The following is a 24508-nucleotide window of genomic DNA, read 5'->3' as shown; positions in this document are numbered from 1 at the left end:
GCGCTATCCGTGCTATTTCATGCATTATTTTGTGATTTTTATCTAGTAATATTGGTTCTGGCGCTATTTTGCTCTAGATTGAGGGTGGTCCTCACGGAACGGGCAGGCGGCGTTGCTCATACTGTGTGGTAGGCCCATGGGGAATGCCGGGCGAAGAAGGCGGGGCTGGAAGGTAGCCGGGCGCCCGACGACAACAAGAGACAAAAACAACGAGACGCACCGGTGGGGGACTTGCCGGGCAGGGCAGGGAGTTGCGAGGGAAATGCAATTGCACAGTCTGCGGGTAAAAGTCAGTGTGTTCTCGCTGGCACTGGTGGTTGCCATGTGCGTGTTTTTTATCCTGCTCGATCACCGCAGCCTGCAGTTGCTGCTGGAAAAAAACCGTGACAGTCGCCTGCTCACCTACCAATACCAGATCTCGGGCCTGCTCACGCAGTCGCGCGAGGACCTCAACCAGCTGACTGATCTCTTCGTGCTTTGGCGAGGCGGCCTGGCACCAAACTCCGATATCCTGCACAAGTTGTTCGACCAGCAGTGGGAATACCTGCGCGACAGCTGGGGGCTGGAATCCCTGAAGCTCTACAGCCCCGGGCAGCAGCCTCCGCGTCAATGGGGCGCCCCGACGCGGCACCTGACCCCGGAGCAGGTGGGGGAGCTGATTGCAAGCGGAGAGACGCGGGAGAGGTTCTACTGTGTACAGACCTGTGTCCAGAGCCTGGTGATGGGTATTACTGCCGGTGACCTGTCCGAGAGGTATGTGCTGCAGGTGGATCGATCTCTCGCCGATGAGTTACTGTCATTTCACCAGATCACCGGATCTGATATCGGTATTCTCTCGCCGATCGACCGAGAGCAGGCGGCACCTGGCACCCATCTGCCCCAATGGCGGCGCTCGGTGCTGGCCCTGACGTCGCGTGAACGACTGATGCCCCTGCTACGGGAGGTGGCCACTCAGGGACAGCGGATGCCCGGAGCGGGTTTCTCCGGCAGTTACGACTTCAGCTACGGGAGTTTTGACGTAAAGACGATCCCGCTGGTGGAGGAAGACCCGGATGGTGCCCAGTTCGTCATCATTGACGATGTCTCCGGGCAGGTGCGTCATATTGAGGATTCAATCAAGTTATTGCTCTGGTTCTCCGCGATCGGTGCCGTCACCTTTATTGTCGCCCTGATAGGCCTGTTATGGCGGCCCATATTCCGCCTGCGGCGCCTCGCCGAGGCATTGCCACTGCTTAGCGATGGGAACTTTGATGAGGCCAGGCGGTTGATCAATCCGGTGAACAAGCCCCGCTCCCATTTCGATGAAATTGATGTGCTCGACTACACGGGCCTGGCGGTATGCGACCAGCTCGAGGTAATGAAGGAGATTGTGGCGCAGAATACTGCCGAGCTTGAGCACATTGCCCTGCACGATACCCTGACCGGCCTGGATAATCGCCATGCGCTGGTGGACCGCATCGAGCAGTACCTGCACGGCGAAGAGCACCTGAAAAACACCGGCTATGTGTTTTTTATCGACCTGGATGATTTCAAGCGGGTCAACGACTCCCTCGGCCACCAGCGGGGCGATGAACTGCTACAGGTGATCGCGCGCCGGCTGGTGAGCGTGGTAAGGCGGGGGGACACTGTTGCGCGCCTCGGGGGCGATGAGTTCTGCGTGTTCGTTCCCAGCGCGGACGGCGAGGGTGCCTGCAGGGTGCTGGCCGAAAAGTTGCTCGGGGTAGTGGCCCAGCCGGTGAAGATCGGCGACAAGGAGCTGCGTGTGACCCTGAGTATCGGTATCGTCGCGATTCCCCGCCACGGCGATACACTGGAAACCATCCTCCAGCGGGCGGATGTGGCCATGTATCACGCCAAGTACCGCGGCAAAAACAATTACCAACTGTATTCGGAACAGCTCGAATGTATTGAACACCTGTCGACCGGTAGGCGAAAAAACGCAATACCGATAGCGATAGTGGGCAATAACGACAAAAACTGATACTGCTCCTCGCCCGTCGATCGCACACCTGCCAGTCAGCGCTGGGGCATCGAATGTACACATTCATGCCAGTTGTCACCAGTTGCCACTGATCCTCGTCGCCCCATACCGCCTCCTGGTCTATGTTTTATGGTAGCTGGCAGACTTTTTCCCCCGGAAAGGACTACCCCAGAAACATAAACATTGTGTCCCGGTCGCATACCGGGAAGGGATACGGAACATCGACAATGGCGCGCAGGATCTACTTTGCCAGTGACCAGTTGCTGGTTAGCCACCTCTATACCCTGCTGGAAAAAGCCGGCATCAGTGCGCTCACGCAGCAGGCGGCGGTGGACGTACCCCAGGACGAGTCCGCCCCGGTCGCCTGGTACTCGGAACTCTGGATCATGCGGGACGGCCAGCTGGCCAACGCCCAGGCGTTGCTGCAGCGAGCGCTCGAGGGTGAGCGCAGCGAGCCACCGTATAATCCCCAGGTGCTGCCGGACCTCGAAGCCCTGGCCGGCGCCAGGGCCTGATACGGCGCCGGGGCCAACAGCTTAATCCCTCAACGGACCGCGAGCCCCCTCGAGAGCGATTTGTCGGGCCGGGAGGCCCGGTAGGCAAGAATGTGGCCGCTTCCCGCTGAAAAGAGATCGGTGATGAGGGGGCCGGAGGGCGGGTGCGGCACCATCCCCCGCGGTATTACATCTTCTCCAGCACCTCGATGCCGAGCAGGTCCAGGCCGCAGGCAATAGTGCGTGCCACCAGGTTGCACAGTTGCAGGCGGCTGTTCCGCTGCGCCTCGGGTACTCCTTCCTTCAGCACCGGGCAGGCCTCGTAAAAGGCCATATAGGCGCTGGCCAGGTCGTAGAGATAACTGCAGAGCACATGCGGGTATGTGTCCCGGGCTACCTGGTCCAGGACCTCGCCGAACTGGCTCAGCTTGATGGCCAGGGCGCGCTCTTCCGGGGTCTCCAGGATCATATCGCCGGACAGCTCGCCGGGGTTCGTACCGGCGCGGCGGAATATGCTGCGTACCCGGGTGTAGGCATACTGGAGATAGGGGGCAGTATTGCCCTCAAAGCTCAGCATGGCGTCCCAGTTGAAGACGTAGTCATTGGTGCGGGTCTTGCTGAGGTCTGCGTACTTCACTGCACCGATGCCCACCGCACGGCCGATTTCCGCGCACTCCTCCTCGCCGAGTTCCGGGTTCTTGTCGGCCACCAGTTTCTGCGCGCGCTCAATCGCCTCGTCCAGCAGGGCGGCAAGTTTAACGGTGCCGCCGGTGCGGGTTTTGAAGGGCTTGCCGTCGTCGCCCATCATGGTACCGAAGGCGCAGTGCTCGAGGGTAACCGAATCGTCCACAAAGCCCGCTTTGCGCGCAGCAGTGAAGGCCTGCTGCAGGTGCAGGGACTGGCGCGCATCCACCACAATCAAGATGCGGTCGGCGTGCAATTTGTTAACGCGGTAGCGGATGGCGGCCAGGTCGGTGGTGGCGTACAGGTAGCCGCCGCCGCGCTTCTGAATGATCATCGGACTGGGGTTGCCTTCCTTGTCTGCCATCTCCTCGAGGAACACCACCACGGCCCCCTGGTTCTTCACCGCAATACCCTTCTCCAGCAGCTCCTGTACCAGTACCGGCAGGTCGTCGTTGTACTGGCTCTCGCCGTAGACGTCGCTGCGCGTCAGGGTGACGTTGAGCTTGTCGTAGATCTCCTCGCTGTGGCTGATAGAGATATCGATGAACTGCTGCCACAGTTCCAGGCACTTCGGGTCGCCGCCCTGCAGCTTGACCACATACTCCCGCGCGCGGTCGGCAAAGCCTTCCTCCTCGTCGAAGCGGATCTTTGCCTCGCGGTAAAAGGTCTCGAGGTCGGCCAGGGCCACCTCGGCATCGTTGTTCTCCAGCTTGTCGGACAGGTGCGCCAGCAGCATGCCGAACTGGGTGCCCCAGTCGCCCATGTGGTTCTGGCGGATTACCTTGTGGCCCTGGAACTCCAGCAGGCGCGCCAAGGCATCGCCGATAATGGTGGAGCGCAGATGGCCCACGTGCATCTCCTTGGCCAGGTTGGGGGCGGAGTAGTCGATCACCACCGTCTGCGGGGATTCCACCGGCGCGATATTCAGGCGCGGGTCATTGCCGGCTTCGGCGAGATTGTCCGCCAGCCACTTCTCGCTCAGGTGAATGTTGATGAACCCGGGCCCGGCGATCTCCGCCTTCTCGATCATCTCGCCGCCATCCAGTTTCGCGACTATCTGGCTGGCCAGCTCCCGCGGGTTGGTACCCATACGCTTGGCGGCCGCCATGGCGCCGTTGGCCTGGTAGTCGCCAAAACCGGCCTTCCTGGCCTGGGCCACCACCGGGCCGCAGTCGGCGGGGATACCGGCGGCCAGCATGGCGGCCTGGACTTTGTCGGAGAGAAGCTGGCGAATATTCATAAGGGGATAGGACCGCTGCTGTATATTGTGGAAACGCGCGATTTTAATGGGCGGGACCGGCTTTGCAACCGACGCGGCCCCGTTCAGGTGCGTTAAGGGTAGGCCAGGGGAGCGATTCCTTGCCGTGGGGCGGCCGATGTTATGATGCGGCGAGACTTGGGGGGAGCGACTGGTGAACAAGAACACACTCTATTGGCACGACTACGAAACTTGGGGCACTGACCCGGGGGCGGACAAACCATCCCAGTTTGCCGGGATCCGTACCGATGAGGAGCTGAATATCATCGGTGAGCCACTGATGCTCTACTGCCGCCCCGCGAGCGACTGCCTGCCCCAGCCCATGGCAAGCCTTGTGACCGGCATCAGTCCGCAGCAGGCGCTGGCAGAGGGGGTGCCGGAGATCGAATTCATCCGCCGGATCCTCGGTGAGCTGGGCGCGCCGGGTACCTGCGGGGTTGGGTATAACAGCCTGCGCTTTGACGATGAGGTGACCCGCCACACCCTGTACCGAAACCTGCTGGATCCCTATGAGCGTGAGTGGCGCAGCGGCAACAGCCGCTGGGACATTATCGACATGGTGCGCCTGGCCTACGCCTTGCGGCCGGATGGTATCGAGTGGCCCCGGCGCGAAGACGGTGCGCCATCATTCCGGCTGGAGGAGCTGACCGCGGCCAACGGCATCGCCCATGAAGGGGCCCACGATGCCCTTGCGGACGTGCGCGCGACCATCGATATGGCGCGCCTCGTGCGGGACCGGCAGCCGAGGCTGTACGACTATGTTTTCCGGCTGCGCCGCAAGCAGGAGGCGGCGAAGCTGATCGACCTGCGCGAGCGCAAGCCGCTGTTACACGTGTCGGGCAAGGTGCCTGCCAGCCAGGGTCACATCACCTATGTCCTCCCGCTCGCGAGCCATCCGGTCAACCGCAACGCCATAATCGTGGCGAACCTGGCCATGGACCCGCAGCCTCTGCTGGACCTGGATGCGGATGCCCTGCGCGAGCGCCTCTATACCGGCCGCGACAGCCTGGCGGAGGGTGAACTACCCGCCGGGCTCAAGCTCGTGCACCTGAACCGCTGCCCGGTACTGGCGCCCCCGAATATGCTCGAAGACCGCCGCGCAGCTGAGCTGGGGCTGGACAAGGCCGCCTGCGAGGCGCACTGGCACCGGCTGCGCGATGCGGACCTCACTGACAAGCTCCACCGCGTGTACCTGGACAGCGACTTTCCCGAGCGCGATGTCGAGGCCAGCCTCTACGACGGCTTCCTGGGCGACGGCGACCGCGACCTGTGCCGGGAGCTGCACCGCGCTCTGGCCGAGCGTGGACCCGAGGCGCTGGCGGGGGAGGTTCCGTTTACGGATCGCCGCCTGCCGGAGCTGCTGTTTCGCCTCCGCGCACGCAACTTCCCGCAGACGCTGTCGGCAGAAGAGCAGCAGCGCTGGGAGGAGTGGCGCTACCGTCGCCTGACCGATCCCGCCGCCGGGGCGAGCATTACCCTCGAGGCTTATTTCGGCGAGATTGCCGGCCTGCGGGAGCACTACCCCGAAAAGGCATCGCTGCTGGACCAGCTCGAGGCCTGGGGAGACAGCCTGCTGGTGTAGGCCGCACCCGCAGCGGCAGGTCACGCGCGACTATTCTGCAACTTGCAGCGCGCGTAGAATACGCGCCGGCCAAAAGCCGAAGAGAGCATCCAGGCGCCGGCAAGCCCCCGGACCGGGGACGGTGCCTGTGGCGTGACGATAGCGTGCCCGGCGAAGGCACTGCTATCCAGCAGTGAAACAGTGGAGAGACGATGGACTTTATCGGAGCCAATATCCTTTCCGTCAGCCAGTTCGAGCGCGCGGATATCGACCGCGTCTTCGGCGTGGCGGACACCATGGGTCCCTATGCGCGCAGGGAAAAGGTCACCCGCGTACTGGAAGGGGCCATCCTGGGCAACATGTTCCTCGAGCCCAGTACCCGCACGCGCCTCAGTTTCGGTGCCGCCTTCAACCTGCTGGGCGGCATGGTGCGGGAAACGGTCGGCATTACCGCCAGTGCCATGGCCAAGGGTGAGTCCCTCTACGACACCGCGCGGGTGCTGTCCGGTTACAGCGATATTATCTGTATGCGCCATCCGCAGGCGGGGTCGGTCGCGGAGTTCGCCGCCGCCAGCCGGGTGCCGGTGATCAACGGCGGCGACGGCGCCAACGAGCACCCGACCCAGGCGCTGCTGGACCTTTACACCATCCGCAAGGAGCTGGCGGGCAAGGGGCGCGCGCTGGACGATTTCCGCATCGCCATGATCGGCGACCTCAAGCACGGCCGCACGGTGCATTCGCTGTGCAAACTGTTGTGCCTGTTCGAGAAGGTGCAGCTGACATTTATCTCTCCGCCGGAGCTGGCCATGCCGGACGCAGTGGTCGAGCAGTTGCGCGCTGCCGGACACCAGGTAACCGTCACCGACCAGCTGGAGGCCTCGATTGCCCATGTGGACATCGTCTATTCCACCCGCATCCAGGAGGAGCGTTTCGCCTCCCAGGAGGAGGCCAACCTCTACCGCGGACGCTTCCGCCTGAACCGGGAGATCTTCACCCGCCACTGCGAGCCCAACACAGTCATCATGCACCCCCTGCCGCGGGATTCCCGCGCCGAGGCCAATGAACTGGACACCGACCTCAACGAGCACCCGAGCCTGGCAATTTTCCGCCAGACCGATAACGGCCTGCTGGTGCGGATGGCCCTGTTCGCCATGCTGCTCGGTGTCGAGGGGGATGTGGACAAATACGCCAGACCGGTGCGCTGGCACAGTCGCCGCACCCCGATCTAGTTTGATTACCGCCCCTGCCAGGGGCGTGGCTGGCAGGTGGCCGGTGCCCGGGACGACGCAGCGGGGATATTTCTGTTAACCTGCAGGTAAACCAACTCTCGCATCCGGGATTGATGCCATGCTGAAGAGGTCTTCGGGAGGTTTTGGCTGTGCGCCCCTGCAGGGGCTTTTGCTGGTCCTGTTTTCACTGTGTGCCTCTGTTGCGACCGGACAGGATGTGGCGGAAGAAGCCGGCGATGTGGTGGTTGAGGGGCCCCATGTGGCCCGGTTTACGATCGAGGGGGCCATCGGTCCCGCGACCACGGATTACCTGGTCCGCGCCATGGAAGAGGCCGGTGAAAAAGGCGCGCAGCTGTTCCTGATCAGGATGGACACCCCGGGCGGGCTGGACGCCGCCACCCGGGACATCATCAAGCATATCCTCGCCTCTCCGATTCCAGTCGTCACCTACGTGCATCCGTCCGGCTCACGCGCTGCCAGCGCCGGTACCTATATCCTTTATGCCAGCCATATTGCCGCCATGACCCCGGCCACCACTCTCGGGGCGGCCACGCCCGTGCAGGTGGGCGGCGCGCCGGGCCAGCCGCAGCCCGGGCAGCAGCCGGACAAGGGTGAAGGCGACTCCTCCGGTTCCGGGGAAGAGGATTCAAAGGGCACGGAAAAACAGGATGGGGCGCCGCAACCGGGTAGCGCCATGGAGCGCAAGGTGGTCAATGATTCGGTGGCCTATATCCGCGGCCTGGCGAACCGGCACGGGCGCAATGCGGACTGGGCAGAAAAGGCCGTGCGTGAGGCCGCCACCCTGACCGCCGGCGAGGCCCTGGAGCAGAATGTGATCGATATCGTGGCAACTGACCAGGATGACCTGTTGCAGCAGCTGGGCGGCCGCAAGGTGAAGCTGGAAACGGGCGAGGTCACCATCGATGAGAAAATTGCAGAGATGCCCGTGCAGGCTTACGAGCCGGACTGGCGCAACGAATTGCTGGCCCTGATCACCAATCCCCAGGTGGCCTATATCCTGCTCCTGGTAGGCATCTATGGGCTGATCTTCGAGGGCTACAACCCGGGCGCCCTGGTGCCGGGCATCGTCGGGGCCATCTGCCTGCTGCTGGCGTTTTACGCGCTCCAGGTCCTGCCCATCAATTACGCCGGCCTGGCACTGATTATCCTGGGGGCACTGCTGATCGTGGCGGAAGTATTCATGCCCAGTTTCGGCGCCCTGGGTATCGGCGGCGTTATCGCGCTGGTTATCGGCTCAGTGATGTTGATCGACAGTGATGTGCCGGGGATGCAGGTTTCGCGCAAGCTGATCGGCGCTATCGCCGGAGTCAGCGGGCTGATGCTGCTCGGGCTGCTGACGGCAGTGGGGCGTAGCCTGCGCAAACCCCGTGTCGCCGCCGACCAGGCGCTCGTTGGACGCCCGGCCACCGTTACCGAGGTGACGGCGGACGAGGTGCTGGTTCGGGTCGGCGGCGAGATCTGGACCGCCCACGCAGATGAGCAGGTGAAACCTGGCCAGCGCGTGATCATCACCGAGCAGCACCGGCTGAAGCTGCGGGTGCGACCCGAGTAACCGGCCATGCTCCAGGAGCTGCCCCAATGGGGGTGGTGAACAGGCGAATAAATAAGAGACCCAACTGATAACCACTAAGAGACAGGAGTCCAGACATGGTCAGTTATTTCATGGGGTTGTTGATCGCCGCGGTGGTGCTGATCCTGATGTACGCCATCCGCATCCTGCGCGAGTACGAGCGAGCCGTGGTGTTCTTCCTCGGCCGGTTCCAGTCGGTGAAGGGGCCCGGGCTGGTCATCATTATCCCGGTCATCCAGACCATGGAGCGGGTCGACCTGCGTGTTGTGGTGATGGATGTGCCCACGCAGGATGTCATCAGCCGCGACAACGTGTCGGTGAAGGTCAACGCGGTGGTCTATTACCGGGTCATCGACCCCCAGTCTGCCATCATCAACGTTGAAAATTACCACGAGGCGGTGAGCCAGCTCTCGCAGACGACGTTGCGTTCCGTGCTGGGCAAGCACGAGCTGGATGAAATGCTTTCCGAGCGGGACAAGCTCAATGTTGATATCCAGAAGATCCTCGACGAGCAGACGGACGCATGGGGGGTCAAGGTCACGAACGTGGAGATCAAGCATATCGACCTTGACGAGAGCATGATTCGCGCCATTGCCCGCCAGGCAGAGGCGGAGCGCTCCCGCCGGGCCAAGGTCATTCACGCCGAGGGTGAGGCCCAGGCGGCGCTGAAACTTACCGAGGCGGCGGACCAGCTGTCAAAGAACTCCAACGCTATCACCCTGCGCTACATGCAGACATTGATAGACATCGCCGGGGAGCATAATTCCACCATCGTGTTCCCGCTGCCGCTGGACTTGATCAAACCGATGTTGAGCCAGATGCCAGGGGAAAAAGCCGAAAAGGCGTAGGGCGGACAACCTTCACCGGGAGCAGCGCAGGCAATGACCACCGCACAGTTCATGGAATCGTTTCTGTTGCTGCTGGTGCTACTGAATCCCTTCATTTTCAGTGTGTACGTGCTGGACCTGTTTCGGGGGCTGGGGCTGCGGGCCCTCACAGGGGTCCTCTTTCGGGCCTACATGATCAGCCTGTGCCTGTTCCTGCTCTTCGCCTGGTTCGGGGAACAGATTTTCGACGACGTCCTGCAGGTGCGTTTCCTGGCCTTCCTGATCTTCGGTGGGATCACTTTCCTGATCATCGGCATACGACTCACGCTGAACCTGGGCTCCGCGATCGAAAGCAAGAACTTGCACCCGGAAGAGGCGGCCGGAAGCATTGCGATGCCCTTTATCATCGGGCCCGGCACTATCAGCGCCAGTGTGGTGGCCGGGAGCAGGCTCGGCACGTTAAATGGTTCGCTGGCGATCATACTGGCTATGGCGACTGCACTGGGCTCGCTGATCCTGCTTAAAGTCGTTTACGACTGGGTGCAGAACCGCCAGGAGCGGTACGTCCGTCGCTACGTAGAAGTGGCGGGGCGGGTCACGGCAATGTTCACAGGGTCATTCGCCGTGGATATGATCCTGAAGGGAATAGAGCGCTGGCTGGAGCTACCGGGATAGGTGGCTCCAGCCGGCTGGCGGTTATCAGAAAAGCAGTTCCAGCAGCTTCTTGCTGGATCCGTCCCAGTCCCCGGGAGCTTTACCGCCGATTGCAGCGTGTACCTCGGCACCCAGCAGTTTGCCCAGTTCCACGCCCCACTGGTCGAACGGGTTGATACCCAGCAGGCAACCGCCTGTAAACACCTTGTGTTCGTACAGCGCCAGCAGTGCACCGAGATGGCGGGGATCGAGGCGCTCTACCACCAGGGTGTTGCTGGGACGATTGCCGGGAACCGCCTTGTGCGGCGCCAGGGCGTGGGCCTCGCGGTGGGTGTAGCCCTGTTCCTCCAGCTCGCGGCGCGCCTCGTGCAGGCTCTTGCCGCGCAGCAGGGCCTGGCTCTGGCTGATACAGCAGGACAGGAGCCACCGGTGCTGCCCGGCCAGTTCGGACGTGGGTTCCCGGATGGCGATAAAGTCCGCGGGAATCATGTCGGTGCCCTGGTGCAGCAGCTGGTGAAACGAGTGCTGGCCGTTGCTGCCCTCGGTGCCCCAGATGACGCTCCCGCTCGGGTAGTGCAGGGGCTGGCCCTCCCGGTCGACGCTCTTGCCCAGGCTCTCCATATCCAGTTGCTGCAGCCAGGCCGGAAACTTCGCCAGCCGCTGCGCGTAGGGCAATACCACCTGGCTGGTGGTATCCCAGCACTGGCGGTACCAGAAATGGATCAGGGCCATCAGCACCGGCAGGTTTTGCTCCATCGGTGCGGTGGCAAAATGCTGGTCCATGGCGTGTCCCCCCGCCAGCAGCTGCTCGTAAGCCTCAAACCCGCACGCCAGCGCGATGGGCAGGCCGATCGCCGACCAGAGCGAGTAGCGGCCGCCGACCCAGCTCCACATGGGAAAAATATTTTCCGCGGCGATACCGAAATCCTCGGCTGCGACGATATTGCTGCTCACGGCCACGAAGTGCTGTGCCAGCTGGGATTCCGCGCAGCCGGCATCCAGCATCCACTGTCGCGCCGACATCGCGTTCTCGCGGGTCTCCAGGGTCGAGAATGACTTGGAGGCGACGATAAACAGCGTGTTCTGTGGCGGCAGCCCGGCAAGGGTGTCACTGAGGTCAGCGCCGTCGATATTGGCAACAAAATGTACGGTGATGCCTTCTTTCTGCCAGGGACGCAGTGCCTCGACCACCATGCGGGGACCCAGGTCAGAGCCGCCGATGCCGATATTGACCACATGGTGTATCGGCTCGCCGGTGTATCCGCGCCAGTTGCCACTATGGACCTCGCGGGTGAAGCGGCGCATCTGTTCCCGGCACTCGGCCACCGCCCGCTCGTGCTCGGTGGACGGGGTGCCCTGGAAACGGAGGGCGGTGTGCAGGGCGGGGCGGTGTTCTGTGTTGTTGACGTTTGCACCGGAGAGCAGCGCTTCGATTTGTTGCTGCAAACCGCAGGACTCTGCGTAGTCAAGCAGGAGTGACAGGGTGTCCTCCCGAAGGTGGTTCTTGCTGTAGTCCAGGTAGATGCCGGCGGCGTTGCTGCAGAAGCGGTCGGCTCGGTCGGGGGAGGTCTCAAATAAATCGCGCAGGGACCATTTCTGCTCGCGCTGGTGCGCCTGCAACTGGGCGATAGCGGCAGTATGGCTTGCCGGCATGGTATCGGCTGTCATCTTATTCCCGGGAAAATTGGCTGGAGGATTATCGGTATTTCTTGGGTGCAAAGTCGGGAACCGTTACAGCAGCGAATATGGTGAGTCGCCGCCCTGGCAACACTTTGCGCGACAATGCTAGCGCTAAACGGGAGGATCGGCCAGTGCTGCAGGGGGCAGTCCTGCTGGCAGTAGGGGGCGGGGGAGGCGAAGGAGGGCCAGAAAAGCAAATGCCGCTCCGAAAAGCGGCATTGCTGGTTTTGCCGGAAAGGGTCTTACTTGACCACTTTCATGCACCGCACATTGTCGGAAGCCATCCAACAATCGGCGTCCGCCGGGCACGCCATAGAGAGCGGGATCTGCTCAGAGCCTGGAGGGCAGGAAGCCGGTGGCGCAGGTGCCGCACAGCAGCCCGCCAGAACCAGAGCACTGATAATTCCCATTAGGTACTTGGCTGGAGTGAAATTCATCCCCTTACTCCTTTCCGTTGATGTCAGCCATTAGCATAGCCAATAAAACGTCACCTGTTTGGTCTGCTTTGTAAAATGATGTTCTACAAAGAGCCGCCCTTTGGAGTGTAATAGGCAGGCGGAGAAAATAGCTGCCAGCGGTGAACTCAGGATAAAACGCGCGCCAGTTTGGCGTGGGAAAACACCTATATTTACAGTGTTTCCCGCCATTCGATGTGCTGGCCCATTGCAGGGCGCACAGATTTTTTTATCGAGCTGGAAAATATTCCGGCTCGCTCCCTCGTTGCTGCACGGCCGATGGAGAATTCATGTTTGCCGCTGCCGGCTGGCGAGGTTTTCCGATGTCGCACCGGTATTGTCAGGGTAGCGGACGCGGCAAATTAGGCTGGAGGAAGGCGCGGGTTGTCAGTGGGTCGGCCCGGGTCCGTGTAAAAAGGTGCCGAACGCCTGTGCCAGGGACTCCGGGCGGTCGGGTGAGCGGAGGGCGTCCAGCAGTGCGGCACGGACATCGGGAAGGAACATCAGGTCCGCCAGCAATAAATTGAATGTCTGCTGTTGCCCACAGGCGGCGAGCCGGGCAAGCCAGTTCGCGGCGAGCCCATGCTCCTGGAGATCTTCGGGGCAGCGACTGCCAATAGCGGCAAGCACTTCCCCGGCGCAGGAGCGATCGTTCCCCAGCACCTGCTGCAGGAAATCCTGTCGCATGCCCCTGGCCGGTGAAAAGGAAATGGCCCGCACCGCGGCGGCGATGATCGCGGTTTCCGGGGCTGGGTTGGCGAGCTCCCGCTCGGCCCGGTGGATTACTGCTTGCGCGAGCCGGTGATCGATGGATTCACTCTCCAGGCTCTGGCACAGGCTGACCAGCACCGGTGTCGCGAGCTTGTCGATGGCGCCGCGCAGTAGTGCGTCGTACTCCTCCCAGCGAGCGGCCAGGTCTGCAATACCCTGAAGGCCAAGCTCCTGCCAGGAAGCGGAGTGGGGAGCGCGAAAGTACTCGAGGACCGCTGCCAGGTGATTGCTGGCGGGACGATGGAGCAATCGGGCAGCCTTGGCGTGAAATGTAGCCTGGCGCTCCGGGGCCGGCGAATAGACCAGGTCGCTCTCCTCGAGTGCCCGTCCTAGCTGCTCGCCCGCATCCCTGCCGTCGCCCCCGCTGAGCTTCTGGTTGAGCAGGGCGAGAAACTGGTCGCGTGCTGCCAGGCGCAATTTGCCCTGCTCGTCCAGGGGCTGGCGGAGGAACCAGACCGCCGGCTCGCCACCTTCCTCAGGCCACAGCAGCAGGCCGGTCCATGCCTCCCGCAGGTATGGATATGGCCAGGCGGCGGAACCTGATTCGAATGCTTCTACGTCACTGGCTGAAACGGGCCGCACACGGCGGCCGAGATCGAACCAGCGCGATTTGAACCGGGCCTCGGTAATCAGCCCGGTGAGGGTCCCGGGAGTGCTGCTGTCAGTCATGGGGCTTTAACCAGTCCTTCTTACCTTGCCGGTTGGGCGTTAGCGGTCGCGTCCAGTGGCATCTGCTTGAAGTGCATCCAGCCATAGGCGATGGCCAGCAACGGGCAGAGGATATTGAACAGGGCGAATGGCGCATAGGTGAAGGTGGCCACGCCCAGGGTGGCGCTCATATATGCACCACAGGTGTTCCAGGGGATCAGCACGGAGGTGATGGTACCGGAGTCCTCCAGGGTGCGGGACAGGCTGAGCCCGTGCAGGCCCTTCTCGGCGAAGGCGCCGCGGAACATCCGGCCGGGAATGATGATTGCCATGTACTGGTCGCCGGCTGCGGCATTCATGCCAAAGCAGGTCAGCACTGTGGAGGTGATCAGCCCGCCCACGGTCCTCACCCTGGACAGGGTCCAGTTGACGATACGCTCCAGGAAACCGGCCCGTTCCATGGCGCCGCCGAAAGCCATGGCAGAGATGATGAGCCAGATGGTGTTGAGCATGCTGCTCATGCCGCCCTTGGAGAGCAGGGCGGCCACGTCTTCATTGCTCGAGCTGGACTTGTAGCCATCAAAGAGGCTGTACCAGGCCCCCTTGAGACCGGCCAGCGGGCCTTCTCCTCCCAGGCGCCGCGCCGTCTCCGGCTCGAAAATCAGGCCGATGGCGCAGCCCACCAGGGCTCCGATCAGCAGGGTCGGGTAGGCGGGCACTTTGCGCCAGGCCATGAACAGCAGCAGGGCCAGGGGCAGCATGCTGACAATGGATATATTGAATTCCTGCTGCAGGGCGCCGAGGAGCTGCTCTATGTCTGCCGGCGTGGCGTTGCCGGTGTCTGCGGTCAGCCCGAACAGCGCGAATGCCACCAGCGCAATGGCGAAGGCCGGCATGGTGGTCCAGAGCATGTTGCGGATATGCAGGAACAGGTCGTTGGAGGTCACCGCCGCGGCGACATTGGTGGTGTCGGAGAGCGGCGACATCTTGTCGCCGAAGTAGGCCCCCGAGATGACCGCGCCGGCGGTGATGGCCGGGGACAGGCCGAGGGCGCCGGCGATGCCCATCAGGGCCACACCCAGGGTGCCGGCGGTGGTCCAGCTGGAACCGATGCTGAGGCCGACTATCGCACAGATGATACAGGAGGCGGCATAGAACCACTGCGGGGACAGGATCTGCACCCCGTAGTAGATCATGGAAGGAACAGTGCCGGCGAGGATCCAGCTGCCGATCAGGGCGCCGACCGCGAGCAGGATCAGGATGGCGCCGAACACCAGGCCAATGCCGTGTAGCATGCCGGCCTCCATGTCGTGCCAGGAGTGGCCGTTCTTCATTCCCATCAGCGCCGCCACGCCGGCACACAGCAGCAGGGCAATCTGGTTTGGGCCATAGGACGAGTCGGCGCCGTAAAAGAAGACCGACAGCGACAGCAGGGCGATCAGAATCAGCAGAGGCGTGAGGGCGTCCAGCAGGCTCGGTTGTTGCTCGGGCGGGGGGGTTCTGGGCTCGGTCAAGGGGTGACTCCTAAATCTGCTTCGCTGGCCTTACGTGGGGCCATTCTCGTTATCATTGTGTGGGCGCCGCTGGCGCTGGCGTCCTATTCTCACGGGTGGGGTGGCTGCTGTCCACACCGACTGGTCGCGTGCGGCGCTGGCAGTTCGGCGGCGCTTCCGGTATGTTCTCCGCCGGCCGGGGTTTCCCGGCGTAGTAGATACTGTACCCGGACCGGCCCCTGAAACGGTCCGGCGCCAAATAAGAATGAGCCCGAATAATACGGCGCTCCCGCTCGGGCGGCGCCAGGTGGCAGGTAGTGAGTCCATGAGAGCAAGTGAGTTGGATCCCTCGCAGTTCGAGGATATTCGTCCATATCGCGACGACGAGGTGCGCGAAGCCCTCAAGCGCCTGATCAGCGACCCGGAAATGTCCCACGCAGCAGCCCATTTCCTGGTGCCGAAACTGGCCAGGCTCGAGGGGCCCATCGCGTGGCTGGTGCGCCAGTTCCTGCGCTTCGAGTTCCGCAATGCCCGCGATGTACGCGGCGTACAGGAAGTGGTGGCCAAGTACCTCGAAATGGCGGTTAACCGTACCAGCGACGGGCTCACCATCTCCGGCCTCGACACACTGCCCAAGGACCGCGCCTGCCTGTTCGTCAGCAATCACCGCGATATCGCCATGGATCCGGCGCTCGCCATCCTGGCCATGTACAAGGAGGGGCATGAGACTGCCCGTATCGCTATCGGTGACAACCTGCTGACCAAACAGTTCGCCACCGACATCATGAAGCTCAACAAGTGCTTCACCGTCAAGCGCAAGTCGAGCAATCGCCGGGAAAAACTCGAGTCGGCCACCAAGCTGTCCAATTACATCTACCACTCGGTGGTGAATGAGAACGAGCACGTGTGGATCGCCCAGCGCTCCGGCCGTGCCAAGGACGGCCTGGATCGGACCAACCCGGCACTGGCCGCCATGTTTGCCATGACCAAGGACAAGGACACTCCGTTTGCCGAGTTCTGGCGCAAGCTGCACATTGTCCCCCTGGCGATTTCTTATGAGTGGGATCCGTGCGACCGCCAGAAAGCGCGTGAGCTCTACTTTGCCGAGCATCCCGAGGGCTATCGCAAGGGCAAGCACGAGGACCTGAATTCAATCGCCAAGGGCGTGGTGGGCAAGAAGGGCCATGTGCACGCGGCGTTCGGTACCCCGATCGTGGGCGACTACCATGACGTCAGCGCCCTGGCAGAGGAAATCGACCGGCAGATCATCGACAATTACGTCCTGCACCCCACCAACCTGATCGCCTACGAGATGATCTACGGCGAGGTGCCCGACCTGCCCGTGTGCTGGCCGGCCCGAAGCTGGGATCCGGATGAGCACGAGGAGACCCGGCGCAAGTTCGAAGAGCGCATGCAGCGTATCGACGAGCGCTGGCGCGACAAGGCGATACGCGCCTATGCCAATCCGGTCATATCCAAGCTCGCCTACCTGTGACCGGCTCCTTATATGGTGGAGAGCGGCAGTCGCATGGGTGATAATGCCGCCCTCTGACCATCCATCACCTGCCGGCTGCCCGATACCGTGTTAAGCACAGAAGACAAACAGGCCATCCAGGCCGCCTACAGTGAGTTCCTGGCCGGCCGTGAACTCAAAGCCCGTTACGGGCAGAAATTGATGGTCGCGGCTATCGCCCGCACGCTCGGTGCCATCGAGCGTGATGCCAACGGCGAGCGGGACAGCGCGGCGACCGACGGCGAGCACATCTGCGTGGTGGAAGCGGGTACGGGCACCGGCAAGACCGTGGCCTACCTGCTGGCGGCCATCCCCCTGGCGAAGTCCCACGACAAGAAACTGGTCATCTCCACCGCTACCGTCGCCCTCCAGGAGCAGATCATCCACAAGGACTTGCCGGAAGTGGCGCGCCACAGCGGCCTGGAGTTCGATTTCAGTCTCGCCAAGGGGCGCGGCCGTTACCTCTGCCTGAGCAAGCTGGACCAGCTGCTGGCCGAACTGGGAAGCAGTGGTGCAGGTACCAGCATGGGGCTGTATGAGGACGAATTGCCCCAGGTAGGGGAGACGGGGGTGAAGCTGTACCGGGAGATGGCCGAGAGCCTGGCCGGCGGCCGCTGGGACGGCGATCGCGACAACTGGCCGGACACCATCGAGGTGGCGGACTGGAGCCGCGTCACCACTGATCACCGCCAGTGCAGCGGGCGCCGCTGCCCCCACGTGGGCAACTGCAGCTTCTTTCGTGCGCGCGAAAGCCTGGGCAAGACCGACGTGATAGTGGCCAATCACGACCTGTTGCTGGCCGACCTGGCGCTGGGCGGGGGGGCCATCCTGCCGGCCCCGGAAGAGACCATCTATGTGCTGGATGAGGCGCATCACCTGCCGGACAAGGCGCTCAATCACTTTTCCCACCACAGCCGTGTGGGTGCTTCCACTGGCTGGCTGGACCAGGCCAACAAGAACCTGGGGCAGATGCTCGGCGAGATCGGCGATGGTGCCCAGATCGACCGCTGCGGCGAGGAACTGCCGGCCCTGCTGGCTTCCGCAAAGCAGTCCCTGGAGCAGCTGTGGCCAATGCTCGAGGAGACCTGTGAGTTCGAGGATGAGCGCGGCAACACGGTGAAACACCGCTTCGAGGGGGGCGTGGTGCCCGAAGGCCTGATGCGCATGGCGGAGACCCTGCGCGACGATTTCGACGAGCTGGAGACCCTGTTTGGCAAAATGCTCCAGGCAGCCCAGAAACTGCTGGAGGATCCCCACAGCCCGGTGCCGGCAGTGGACCTGGAGCGGTGGTACCCGGTGCTCGGCAGCTGGTACAGCCGCGCGGAGGCCAACCTGCAGCTGTGGGCCAACTATGCCCGCCCGGACGCCGCAGGGGCACTGCCCCAGGCGCGCTGGGTCACCCTGGTGGACTGGGGCGGGTCATTCGATTTTGAGGTGTGCAGCTCACCCATCCTCGCCGGCAAAACGCTGGAGTACAGTCTCTGGCGGCGCTGCTACGGCGCGGTGCTGACCTCTGCCACCCTGACCGCGCTGGGTCGCTTCGACCGCTTCAAGATGCGCGCCGGCACGCCGGACCGGGCCGCCTACGAAGTGGTGCCCAGCCCATTTGATTTCTCCCGGGCTACCCTTCAGGTACCTGCCGCGGCTGTCGACGCAGGGGATGCGGATCGCCATACGGATGCGGTGATCGACAGCCTGCCGGAGCTGCTACAGGGCCCCGGTGGGGCACTGGTGCTGTTCTCGTCGCGCCGGCAGATGGAGACCGTGTACGAGGCGCTGCCGGGCACCTGGCGCAACCGGGTGGTGATGCAGGGCCAGCGCTCGCGCCAGCAGTTGCTGGAAATTCACCGCGAGACCGTGGATGGCGGTGGCAGCAGCGTGCTGTTCGGGCTCGCCAGCTTTGCCGAAGGGCTCGACCTGCCGGGCGACTACTGTCGCCATGTGGTAATCGCGAAGCTGCCTTTTGCCGTCCCGGACGATCCCATCGAGGCGGCCCTGGCCGAGTGGGTGGAGGCCCGCGGAGGGAACCCTTTCATGCAGATCACTGTCCCGGATGCGGCAGTCAGGCTGGTGCAGGCTTGCGGTCGCCTGCTGCGCACCGAGCGCGACGAGGGTACTGTCACCCTGCTGGACCGGCGGGTGGTTACGCGCCGTTACGGCCGTGCCATGCTGGACTCCCTGCCACCCTTCCGGCGCCGCATCGAGTAGGCGCGGTAACGGCCGCGCAGACCCATAGACTGAAGTAAGCGGATCACCTATGAGCAGAATCCACATCGAAATCGCCGAGCAGCTCCTTCAGCTGGAGGCGGAATTGCGGCGTATGTCGCTCTGGCAGGCGGAATCCCCTGCGCCGGAAGCCCTTGCCAGTCGCGAGCCGTTTTGCGTCGACACGCTGACGCTGCCGCAGTGGCTCCAGTTCATCTTTATCCCGCGCATGGCCCAGCTGGTGGAGGCGGGCGGCCCGCTGCCCCGCGAATGCGGGATTGCCCCGATTGCGGAAGAGTTTTTCCGCGAGCGCGATGACGGCCGCCAGCTGATTGCACTGTTGCGGGACATCGATTCCCGGCTGCAGAAGGGGTAATCGCGCTACCCGACCGCCGGCTGGCTGCCGTCGCGGAATGAGGGGCGCCGGGAGGGGGAGAGCGGTGGACAACTGTTCAGCATGGGGCCGGATGCGGTAGTATGTTCGGTTTATACCAAGCCGGGCAGGGATTCTCCGGCCGAATAAGAAACAGGGATAGAAAATTGCGAACGTCGCACAGGTTGGCCGAACGGCCCTAAGGTAGTAAGCAAAAATGCGGTTTTTTCCCATTTTATGTCTGTTGCTGGCCTCACAATTACTGGCGGGCTGCGAGTCCTTTACTCTGCGCGGCCCCTGGTCTGACGAACCCGGAACTACTGTTTCGCAGCCGCTGCCGGAAGATGTTCCCGCGCCGGCCCAGTGTCCCGAGCCCCAGCAGGTGGTGTGCGCCGAGCCGGAGGTGAAAGTCGTTGAGCGGGTGATCGAACGAACCTACGAAAAGGTAGTCGAAGTGCCCGTTGCCAAGGACAAGCTGGTGTTGGGTGAGGTGGAAATAGTGGCTCTGGAGCCCGGCGGCCTGACCCTCAAGTCCCTTATCGATACCGGTGCCGCAACTTCATCGCTGAGCGTAAACGACCTCAAGCCCTTTGAGCGCGACGGCAAGGAGTGGGTCAGGTTCAAGCTGGCGGCCTCTGCTGAGGACGAGCCGGTGACCGTGGAACTGCCAATCAAACGCCATGTGCGGGTGCAGCGCCCGGGTTTTGACAGCCAGCGCCGGCCCATCGTCAACATGAGCCTTACCGTTGGGGATATCACCCACATGGTGGAGGTCAACCTCACCGAGCGCAGCGGGATGGATTACCTGCTGCTGGTAGGACGCAATTTCCTCAAGGATGCCGCTGTCGTGGATGTCAGTCGGCGCGAGGTCCAGGGTGAGCCCAGGCTTCCCGTCGCTCAATAACACTGACAACTGGAACGACGGCGGTCGCGACTGTAGCCGCCGTTAGTATTGAAATGGGGAATGGCGGATGTCGCCTCGCGCTCAGGTTTATATTCTCGCTGTACTTTTCGCGCTGATGGGCGCGGGCCTGACCATCTACAAGAACCGGGAGCTGGGGTTCCCGTTGCTGCCGGGAGAATACCGGACCGTCTGGACCATTGAGGCAAAAGTGCGCTTTAACGCCGATGGCGGGCCCGCGAAGGCTTCTCTCACGCTGCCGCGTGAACAACGCAACATGGAGGTGCTGGGCGAGACCTTCAGTTCTTCCGGCTTCGGTTTCAATATCATTCGGGCTGACGATGAGTACCGCGCGGTGTGGTCGCGCCGTGAAGCCAGCGGCAGCCAGTCGCTTTTTTACCAGCTCGACGTCCACCAGACCCCCGGCGCCCCGCTGGAGCAGCCCCTCGATCTCAGCACCGAAGTGGATAAGCCATTCCTGGGAGCCCGTGAGCAGGAAGCGGTGCGCCAGGCTATCTACTCCATGGTGGAATCCGCACATGAGCGGTCTTCCGACACCAAGACCTTCACGACCCAGCTGCTCACGGCCCTCGGCGATACCCGCAACCAGGACCGCAACCTGATCTTCGGCTATTACAAGGACCGCTCCCTGGTGGACGTCGCGCTGCTGATGCTGTCGGCAGCCGAGATTCCCGCCCACCGGATCCGCGGCCTCTACCTGGAAGACGACCGCCGCCGCCTGGACCCCGAGGACCTTTTGGAGGTGTATGACGGCAAGCGCTGGGTGGTGTTCGAGCCGCGCACCGGTTCTCCCGGGGTACCGAGGAACTTTTTCATCTGGCAGCGCGGTGGCAAGAGCCTGCTCGACGTGGAAGGCGGCAGCGACTCGCGGGTGACCTTCTCGGTAATTGCGAATGATGTGCCGGCCCGCGACGTGGCCATGCTCAGCACCAGCAATGAAAAGGAGGCCCTGGTCGACTTCTCCATCTACAGCCTGCCGATCGAGCAACAGAGCATCTTCAAGCTGATCCTGCTGGTACCGGTGGGCGCACTGGTAGTGGTGCTGCTGCGGGTTTTTGTCGGCATCCGTACCTCCGGCACCTTTATGCCGGTACTGCTGGCCATTGCCTTCATCGAGACCCGGCTGCTCACGGGCCTGGCCATTTTCGTACTGATCCTGGTACTGGGCCTGTGGGTGCGTTTCTACCTGAGCAGGCTCAACCTGCTCCTTGTGGCCAGGATCGCTGCGGTCGTGGTCACGGTAGTGATATTGATGGCCGCGATCAGTGTGGTGAGTTACAAGCTCGGGATTGAGCAGGCCCTCACGGTTACCTTCTTCCCGATGATCATCCTCGCCTGGACCATTGAGCGCATGTCCATCGTATGGGAGGAGGATGGCCCCTACGAAGTGGTGGTGCAGTCCGGGGGGAGCCTGCTGGTTGCCGTGCTTGCGTACTGGGTAATGACCAACAGTTATATCGAGCACTGGACGTTCAACTTCCCCGAGCTGCTGCTGGCGTTGCTGGGCTTCATCCTTATTGTCGGCAACTACACCGGCTACCGGCTCGGTGAGCTGATGCGCTTCCGGCAGTTGGTGCGCTAGATGAACGCTTTCTCGCTGTCCCGAATTGGCGCCAAGCTTCGCGGCGGACTGGTTTCCCCGCTGGCACTGCGCCGCATGGGGGTGCTGGGCATGAATGCGCGCAATGTGAATTACATTGCGCGATATAACGAGCGGCGCCTCTACCCGGTTGTGGATGACAAGCTCAATACCAAGCGTGCGGCCCGCCGTGCGGGTATTGCGGTGCCGGAACTGATCGCTGCCTTCGAGACCCAGCCCAGCCGCAGCCGGGTGATGGAGGTTATCGAGCCGCTGTGGAAGTTCGTGATCAAGCCTGCCCGGGGATCCGGCGGTAAGGGCATCCTGGTGGTGGTGGGACGCAACGGGCCCAACTACGTCAAACCATCCGGCGCCGAGGTCACCGCGATGGATATCCTGCGCCATGTCAGCAACATCCACAGCGGCCTGTACAGCCTGGGCGGAAAGCCCGACCGGGTGATGATCGAGGCCCTGGTCGATTTTGACCCGGTGTTTGACAACTATTCGTTCGAGGGCGTGCCGGATATCCGCGTGATCGTTTTCCGCGGTTTCCCTGTAATGGCCATGTTGCGTTGCTCCACGCACTCGTCCGACGGCAAGGCGAACCTGCACCAGGGTGCGGTGGGCGTGGGCATCGACCTGGCTTCCGGCAAGAGCTGTCACGCGGTGCAGAACGGGCTGCGCATCAACCGCCACCCGGATACCGAAATGCCCTTCGACAAGCTGCAGGTGCCCGGCTGGCGCGACCTCCTGAGGCTGGCGGCGAGTTGCTATGAGATGACGGGATTGGGCTACCTGGGGTGCGATATTGTCCTGGACCGCCGGCGCGGCCCACTGCTGCTGGAGGCCAACGCCCGCCCCGGCCTGGCGATCCAGATCGCCAATGGGGTGGGGTTGCGCAGTCGCCTGCGCCTGATAGAGAAAATGGATATCGAGGACCTGGAGCGCAACGTCGAGGAGCGGGTGGCCTATTCTGTACAGCAGTTTTCCGCCGCGGAGAGCTAGCCCGGCGCGAGCGAGCGACTACAGCTTCGCCACAGACAACAAAAAAAGGGCGGTCCCCGCGGGGACCGCCCTTTTTTTGTGCCGGCCGGCTACCGCCCTCAGGCAGTGGCCGGGCAGAGGTGGAACTGCTCCATCATGATCTGCAGGCGCTTGCGCTGCATTTTCAGGCTGTATTCCAGTTCTTTCACGCGCGTGCGAATGGCCGCGCTTTCCCAGCGGGCCAGGAGTCGCTCACGAGCGTTCTCGTAACGGCGCGACTGCAACTCCTTCCATTCGCCGAGCGCCTCGGAGAACTGCTGGGCTTCTTTTTCCAACAACTGGCGCCAGCTGTCCTTGTGGGAAGACTGCTGCAGTTTTTGCTCGGCGCGTTTGAACTGCATGGTGAGCATCGCGCGCTGGATACGCATGTCCGGGACGGTCTTCAGGTTGCGTGCGAGCCCAAGCCAGCTCGCGGTGCGGATCAGCCACTTGGTCGGGTCCCAGTGGTACCAGCGGATGCCGTTGCGGTAATCGGTCTGGAAGATATGGTGATAATTGTGGTAGCCCTCCCCGAAAGTGAAAAACGCGAGCAGGTCGTTGTCCCGGGCGGTATTTTCATCGGTATAGGGGCGCCGGCCCCAGATGTGGGCCAGGGAGTTAATGAAGAATGTGGTGTGATGGTTCACCACGATGCGCAGGACGCCGGCCAGTAGCAGCATGCCGATGATATCGCCCGTGGCCCAGCCCAGCAGGAACGTCAGCCCGAGGTTCATTGCCAGGGTGATGGGGATATAGTGGTTGTGCTGCCACATCACGATCTTGTCGCGTTGCAGGTCTTTGGCATTGTCAAAGTTTTCCTGCCCGCTGGGGTACTCACGCAGCATCCAGCCGATATGTGAGAACCAGAAACCGCGCCGCGCGGAGTAGGGGTCGTGATCATTGTCGTCCACATGGCGGTGATGGCGACGGTGACCGGAACTCCATACCAGTACACTGTTCTGCAGCGCAGCGGCGCCGAAAAGGGCGAACAGCAGGCGCAGGCTCCAGTGGGCCTCGTAGGTGCGGTGGGACCATAGCCGGTGGTAGCCAGCGGTGATGGACAGGCCACAGAGGGCGCCATAGACGGCGAAGGCCAGCCACTGGTACCAGTGGTAGCCCACCAGGAAGCCATACAGCGGCACCAGGATCAGCGCCGCCAGGGCGGTGCTGGCAAACAGGATTGTGGTGACCCAGATGCGGGGGGCCTCGGATACTGCATTCATAGAACAACCTTTGTTACACGCTAAAACCAGTGGCCTGCCCGGTGAACCCGCGCGAACTATCCCTGCGGTGTATTGATCCCTGCGGTGTACTCGATGTGTAGCGGGTATGGGGAAGTCATGCAGTCGCCACTGGTCTCAAGATCTTACCTCATCCCGGGTGGTATGACATGTCCCGGCGCGAAAGTTTGGGAATTATCACCCCTGGCCAGTCATTCCTGCCTGCTATTGGTGCATTTAGGCAGATGATTGGGCCGGATTGGACCAGGGTTGCCCCCGGGCCACCCCCGCAGGCGGAGAAAGGGAAGGGGGAGCGGAGCCCCTGAAGGAAAGTCTTTCCGCCTGCC

General features: G+C 62.6%; 18 protein-coding genes. 13 read left to right on the top strand and 5 right to left on the bottom strand.

Annotated elements, in window-relative coordinates:
* The first annotated feature begins 262 nt into the window (after nucleotides 1-262).
* Nucleotides 263-1981, top strand: a complete 1719-nt coding sequence (locus BLT26_RS04475) for a GGDEF domain-containing protein (protein ID WP_175453020.1) — start codon at nucleotides 263-265, stop codon at nucleotides 1979-1981.
* A gap of 227 nt (nucleotides 1982-2208) precedes the next feature.
* A complete protein-coding gene (locus BLT26_RS04470; protein ID WP_091509227.1) occupies nucleotides 2209-2496 on the top strand; it encodes a hypothetical protein in 288 nt (95 codons plus the stop codon).
* Nucleotides 2497-2662: 166 nt separating this feature from the next.
* Here the strand turns inward: BLT26_RS04470 and argS are convergent, their stop codons facing one another.
* Nucleotides 2663-4399, bottom strand: coding sequence for an arginine--tRNA ligase (gene argS / locus BLT26_RS04465; RefSeq protein WP_091509224.1), 1737 nt, complete (start codon nucleotides 4397-4399; stop codon nucleotides 2663-2665).
* Between the two features lie 172 nt (nucleotides 4400-4571).
* Here argS and sbcB point away from each other — a divergent pair, with 172 nt between their 5' ends.
* The 5 genes from sbcB to BLT26_RS04440 all read left to right on the top strand — a co-directional run bounded on the left by sbcB (nucleotide 4572) and on the right by BLT26_RS04440 (nucleotide 10300).
* Nucleotides 4572-5999 (top strand): exodeoxyribonuclease I, encoded by a 1428-nt coding sequence (gene sbcB / locus BLT26_RS04460; RefSeq protein ID WP_217631371.1) that lies wholly within the window; start codon nucleotides 4572-4574, stop codon nucleotides 5997-5999.
* Nucleotides 6000-6190: 191 nt separating this feature from the next.
* Nucleotides 6191-7207: an aspartate carbamoyltransferase gene (locus tag BLT26_RS04455; protein ID WP_091509215.1), complete on the top strand. Its 1017-nt coding sequence runs from the start codon at nucleotides 6191-6193 to the stop codon at nucleotides 7205-7207.
* Nucleotides 7208-7325: 118 nt separating this feature from the next.
* A complete protein-coding gene (locus BLT26_RS04450; RefSeq protein ID WP_091509211.1) occupies nucleotides 7326-8780 on the top strand; it encodes an NfeD family protein in 1455 nt (484 codons plus the stop codon).
* A gap of 95 nt (nucleotides 8781-8875) precedes the next feature.
* Nucleotides 8876-9646: a slipin family protein gene (locus tag BLT26_RS04445; RefSeq protein ID WP_091509207.1), complete on the top strand. Its 771-nt coding sequence runs from the start codon at nucleotides 8876-8878 to the stop codon at nucleotides 9644-9646.
* Nucleotides 9647-9679: 33 nt separating this feature from the next.
* Nucleotides 9680-10300 (top strand): MarC family protein, encoded by a 621-nt coding sequence (locus BLT26_RS04440; RefSeq protein WP_091509204.1) that lies wholly within the window; start codon nucleotides 9680-9682, stop codon nucleotides 10298-10300.
* Between the two features lie 24 nt (nucleotides 10301-10324).
* Here the strand turns inward: BLT26_RS04440 and pgi are convergent, their stop codons facing one another.
* From pgi to nhaC, 3 genes are all read right to left on the bottom strand, one after another.
* Nucleotides 10325-11947, bottom strand: a complete 1623-nt coding sequence (gene pgi / locus BLT26_RS04435) for a glucose-6-phosphate isomerase (protein WP_091509200.1) — start codon at nucleotides 11945-11947, stop codon at nucleotides 10325-10327.
* Between the two features lie 854 nt (nucleotides 11948-12801).
* On the bottom strand, nucleotides 12802-13854 hold the full coding sequence (locus BLT26_RS04430) for a DUF3549 family protein (protein WP_091509194.1): 1053 nt from the start codon (nucleotides 13852-13854) through the stop codon (nucleotides 12802-12804).
* Nucleotides 13855-13874: 20 nt separating this feature from the next.
* Nucleotides 13875-15347, bottom strand: a complete 1473-nt coding sequence (gene nhaC, locus BLT26_RS04425; protein WP_091509188.1) for a Na+/H+ antiporter NhaC — start codon at nucleotides 15345-15347, stop codon at nucleotides 13875-13877.
* Between the two features lie 304 nt (nucleotides 15348-15651).
* Here nhaC and BLT26_RS04420 point away from each other — a divergent pair, with 304 nt between their 5' ends.
* From BLT26_RS04420 to BLT26_RS04395, 6 genes are all read left to right on the top strand, one after another.
* Complete coding sequence (locus BLT26_RS04420) at nucleotides 15652-16821, top strand: 1-acyl-sn-glycerol-3-phosphate acyltransferase (protein ID WP_091509185.1); 1170 nt, start codon at nucleotides 15652-15654, stop codon at nucleotides 16819-16821.
* Between the two features lie 87 nt (nucleotides 16822-16908).
* Nucleotides 16909-19047, top strand: a complete 2139-nt coding sequence (gene dinG, locus BLT26_RS04415) for an ATP-dependent DNA helicase DinG (RefSeq protein ID WP_091509181.1) — start codon at nucleotides 16909-16911, stop codon at nucleotides 19045-19047.
* 49 nt (nucleotides 19048-19096) lie between these two features.
* Complete coding sequence (locus BLT26_RS04410; protein WP_091509179.1) at nucleotides 19097-19420, top strand: YqcC family protein; 324 nt, start codon at nucleotides 19097-19099, stop codon at nucleotides 19418-19420.
* Nucleotides 19421-19634: 214 nt separating this feature from the next.
* Nucleotides 19635-20321: an ATP-dependent zinc protease family protein gene (locus BLT26_RS04405; RefSeq protein WP_091509176.1), complete on the top strand. Its 687-nt coding sequence runs from the start codon at nucleotides 19635-19637 to the stop codon at nucleotides 20319-20321.
* Nucleotides 20322-20388: 67 nt separating this feature from the next.
* Nucleotides 20389-21921 (top strand): inactive transglutaminase family protein, encoded by a 1533-nt coding sequence (locus tag BLT26_RS04400; RefSeq protein WP_091509172.1) that lies wholly within the window; start codon nucleotides 20389-20391, stop codon nucleotides 21919-21921.
* Entirely contained in the window at nucleotides 21922-22923 is a 1002-nt protein-coding gene (locus BLT26_RS04395) for an alpha-L-glutamate ligase-like protein (RefSeq protein WP_091509168.1), read from the top strand.
* Between the two features lie 98 nt (nucleotides 22924-23021).
* On the opposite strand, the gene BLT26_RS04390 is transcribed toward BLT26_RS04395, so the two are convergent.
* A complete protein-coding gene (locus BLT26_RS04390; protein ID WP_091509165.1) occupies nucleotides 23022-24164 on the bottom strand; it encodes an acyl-CoA desaturase in 1143 nt (380 codons plus the stop codon).
* Between the last annotated feature and the right edge of the window lie 344 nt (nucleotides 24165-24508).

The sequence above is a fragment of the Microbulbifer yueqingensis genome (assembly GCF_900100355.1).
GTDB classification, from domain to species: Bacteria; Pseudomonadota; Gammaproteobacteria; order Pseudomonadales; family Cellvibrionaceae; genus Microbulbifer; species Microbulbifer yueqingensis.
The sequence above is the reverse complement of the archived record's forward strand: the minus strand, read 5'-3'. Positions and strand labels throughout refer to the sequence as shown.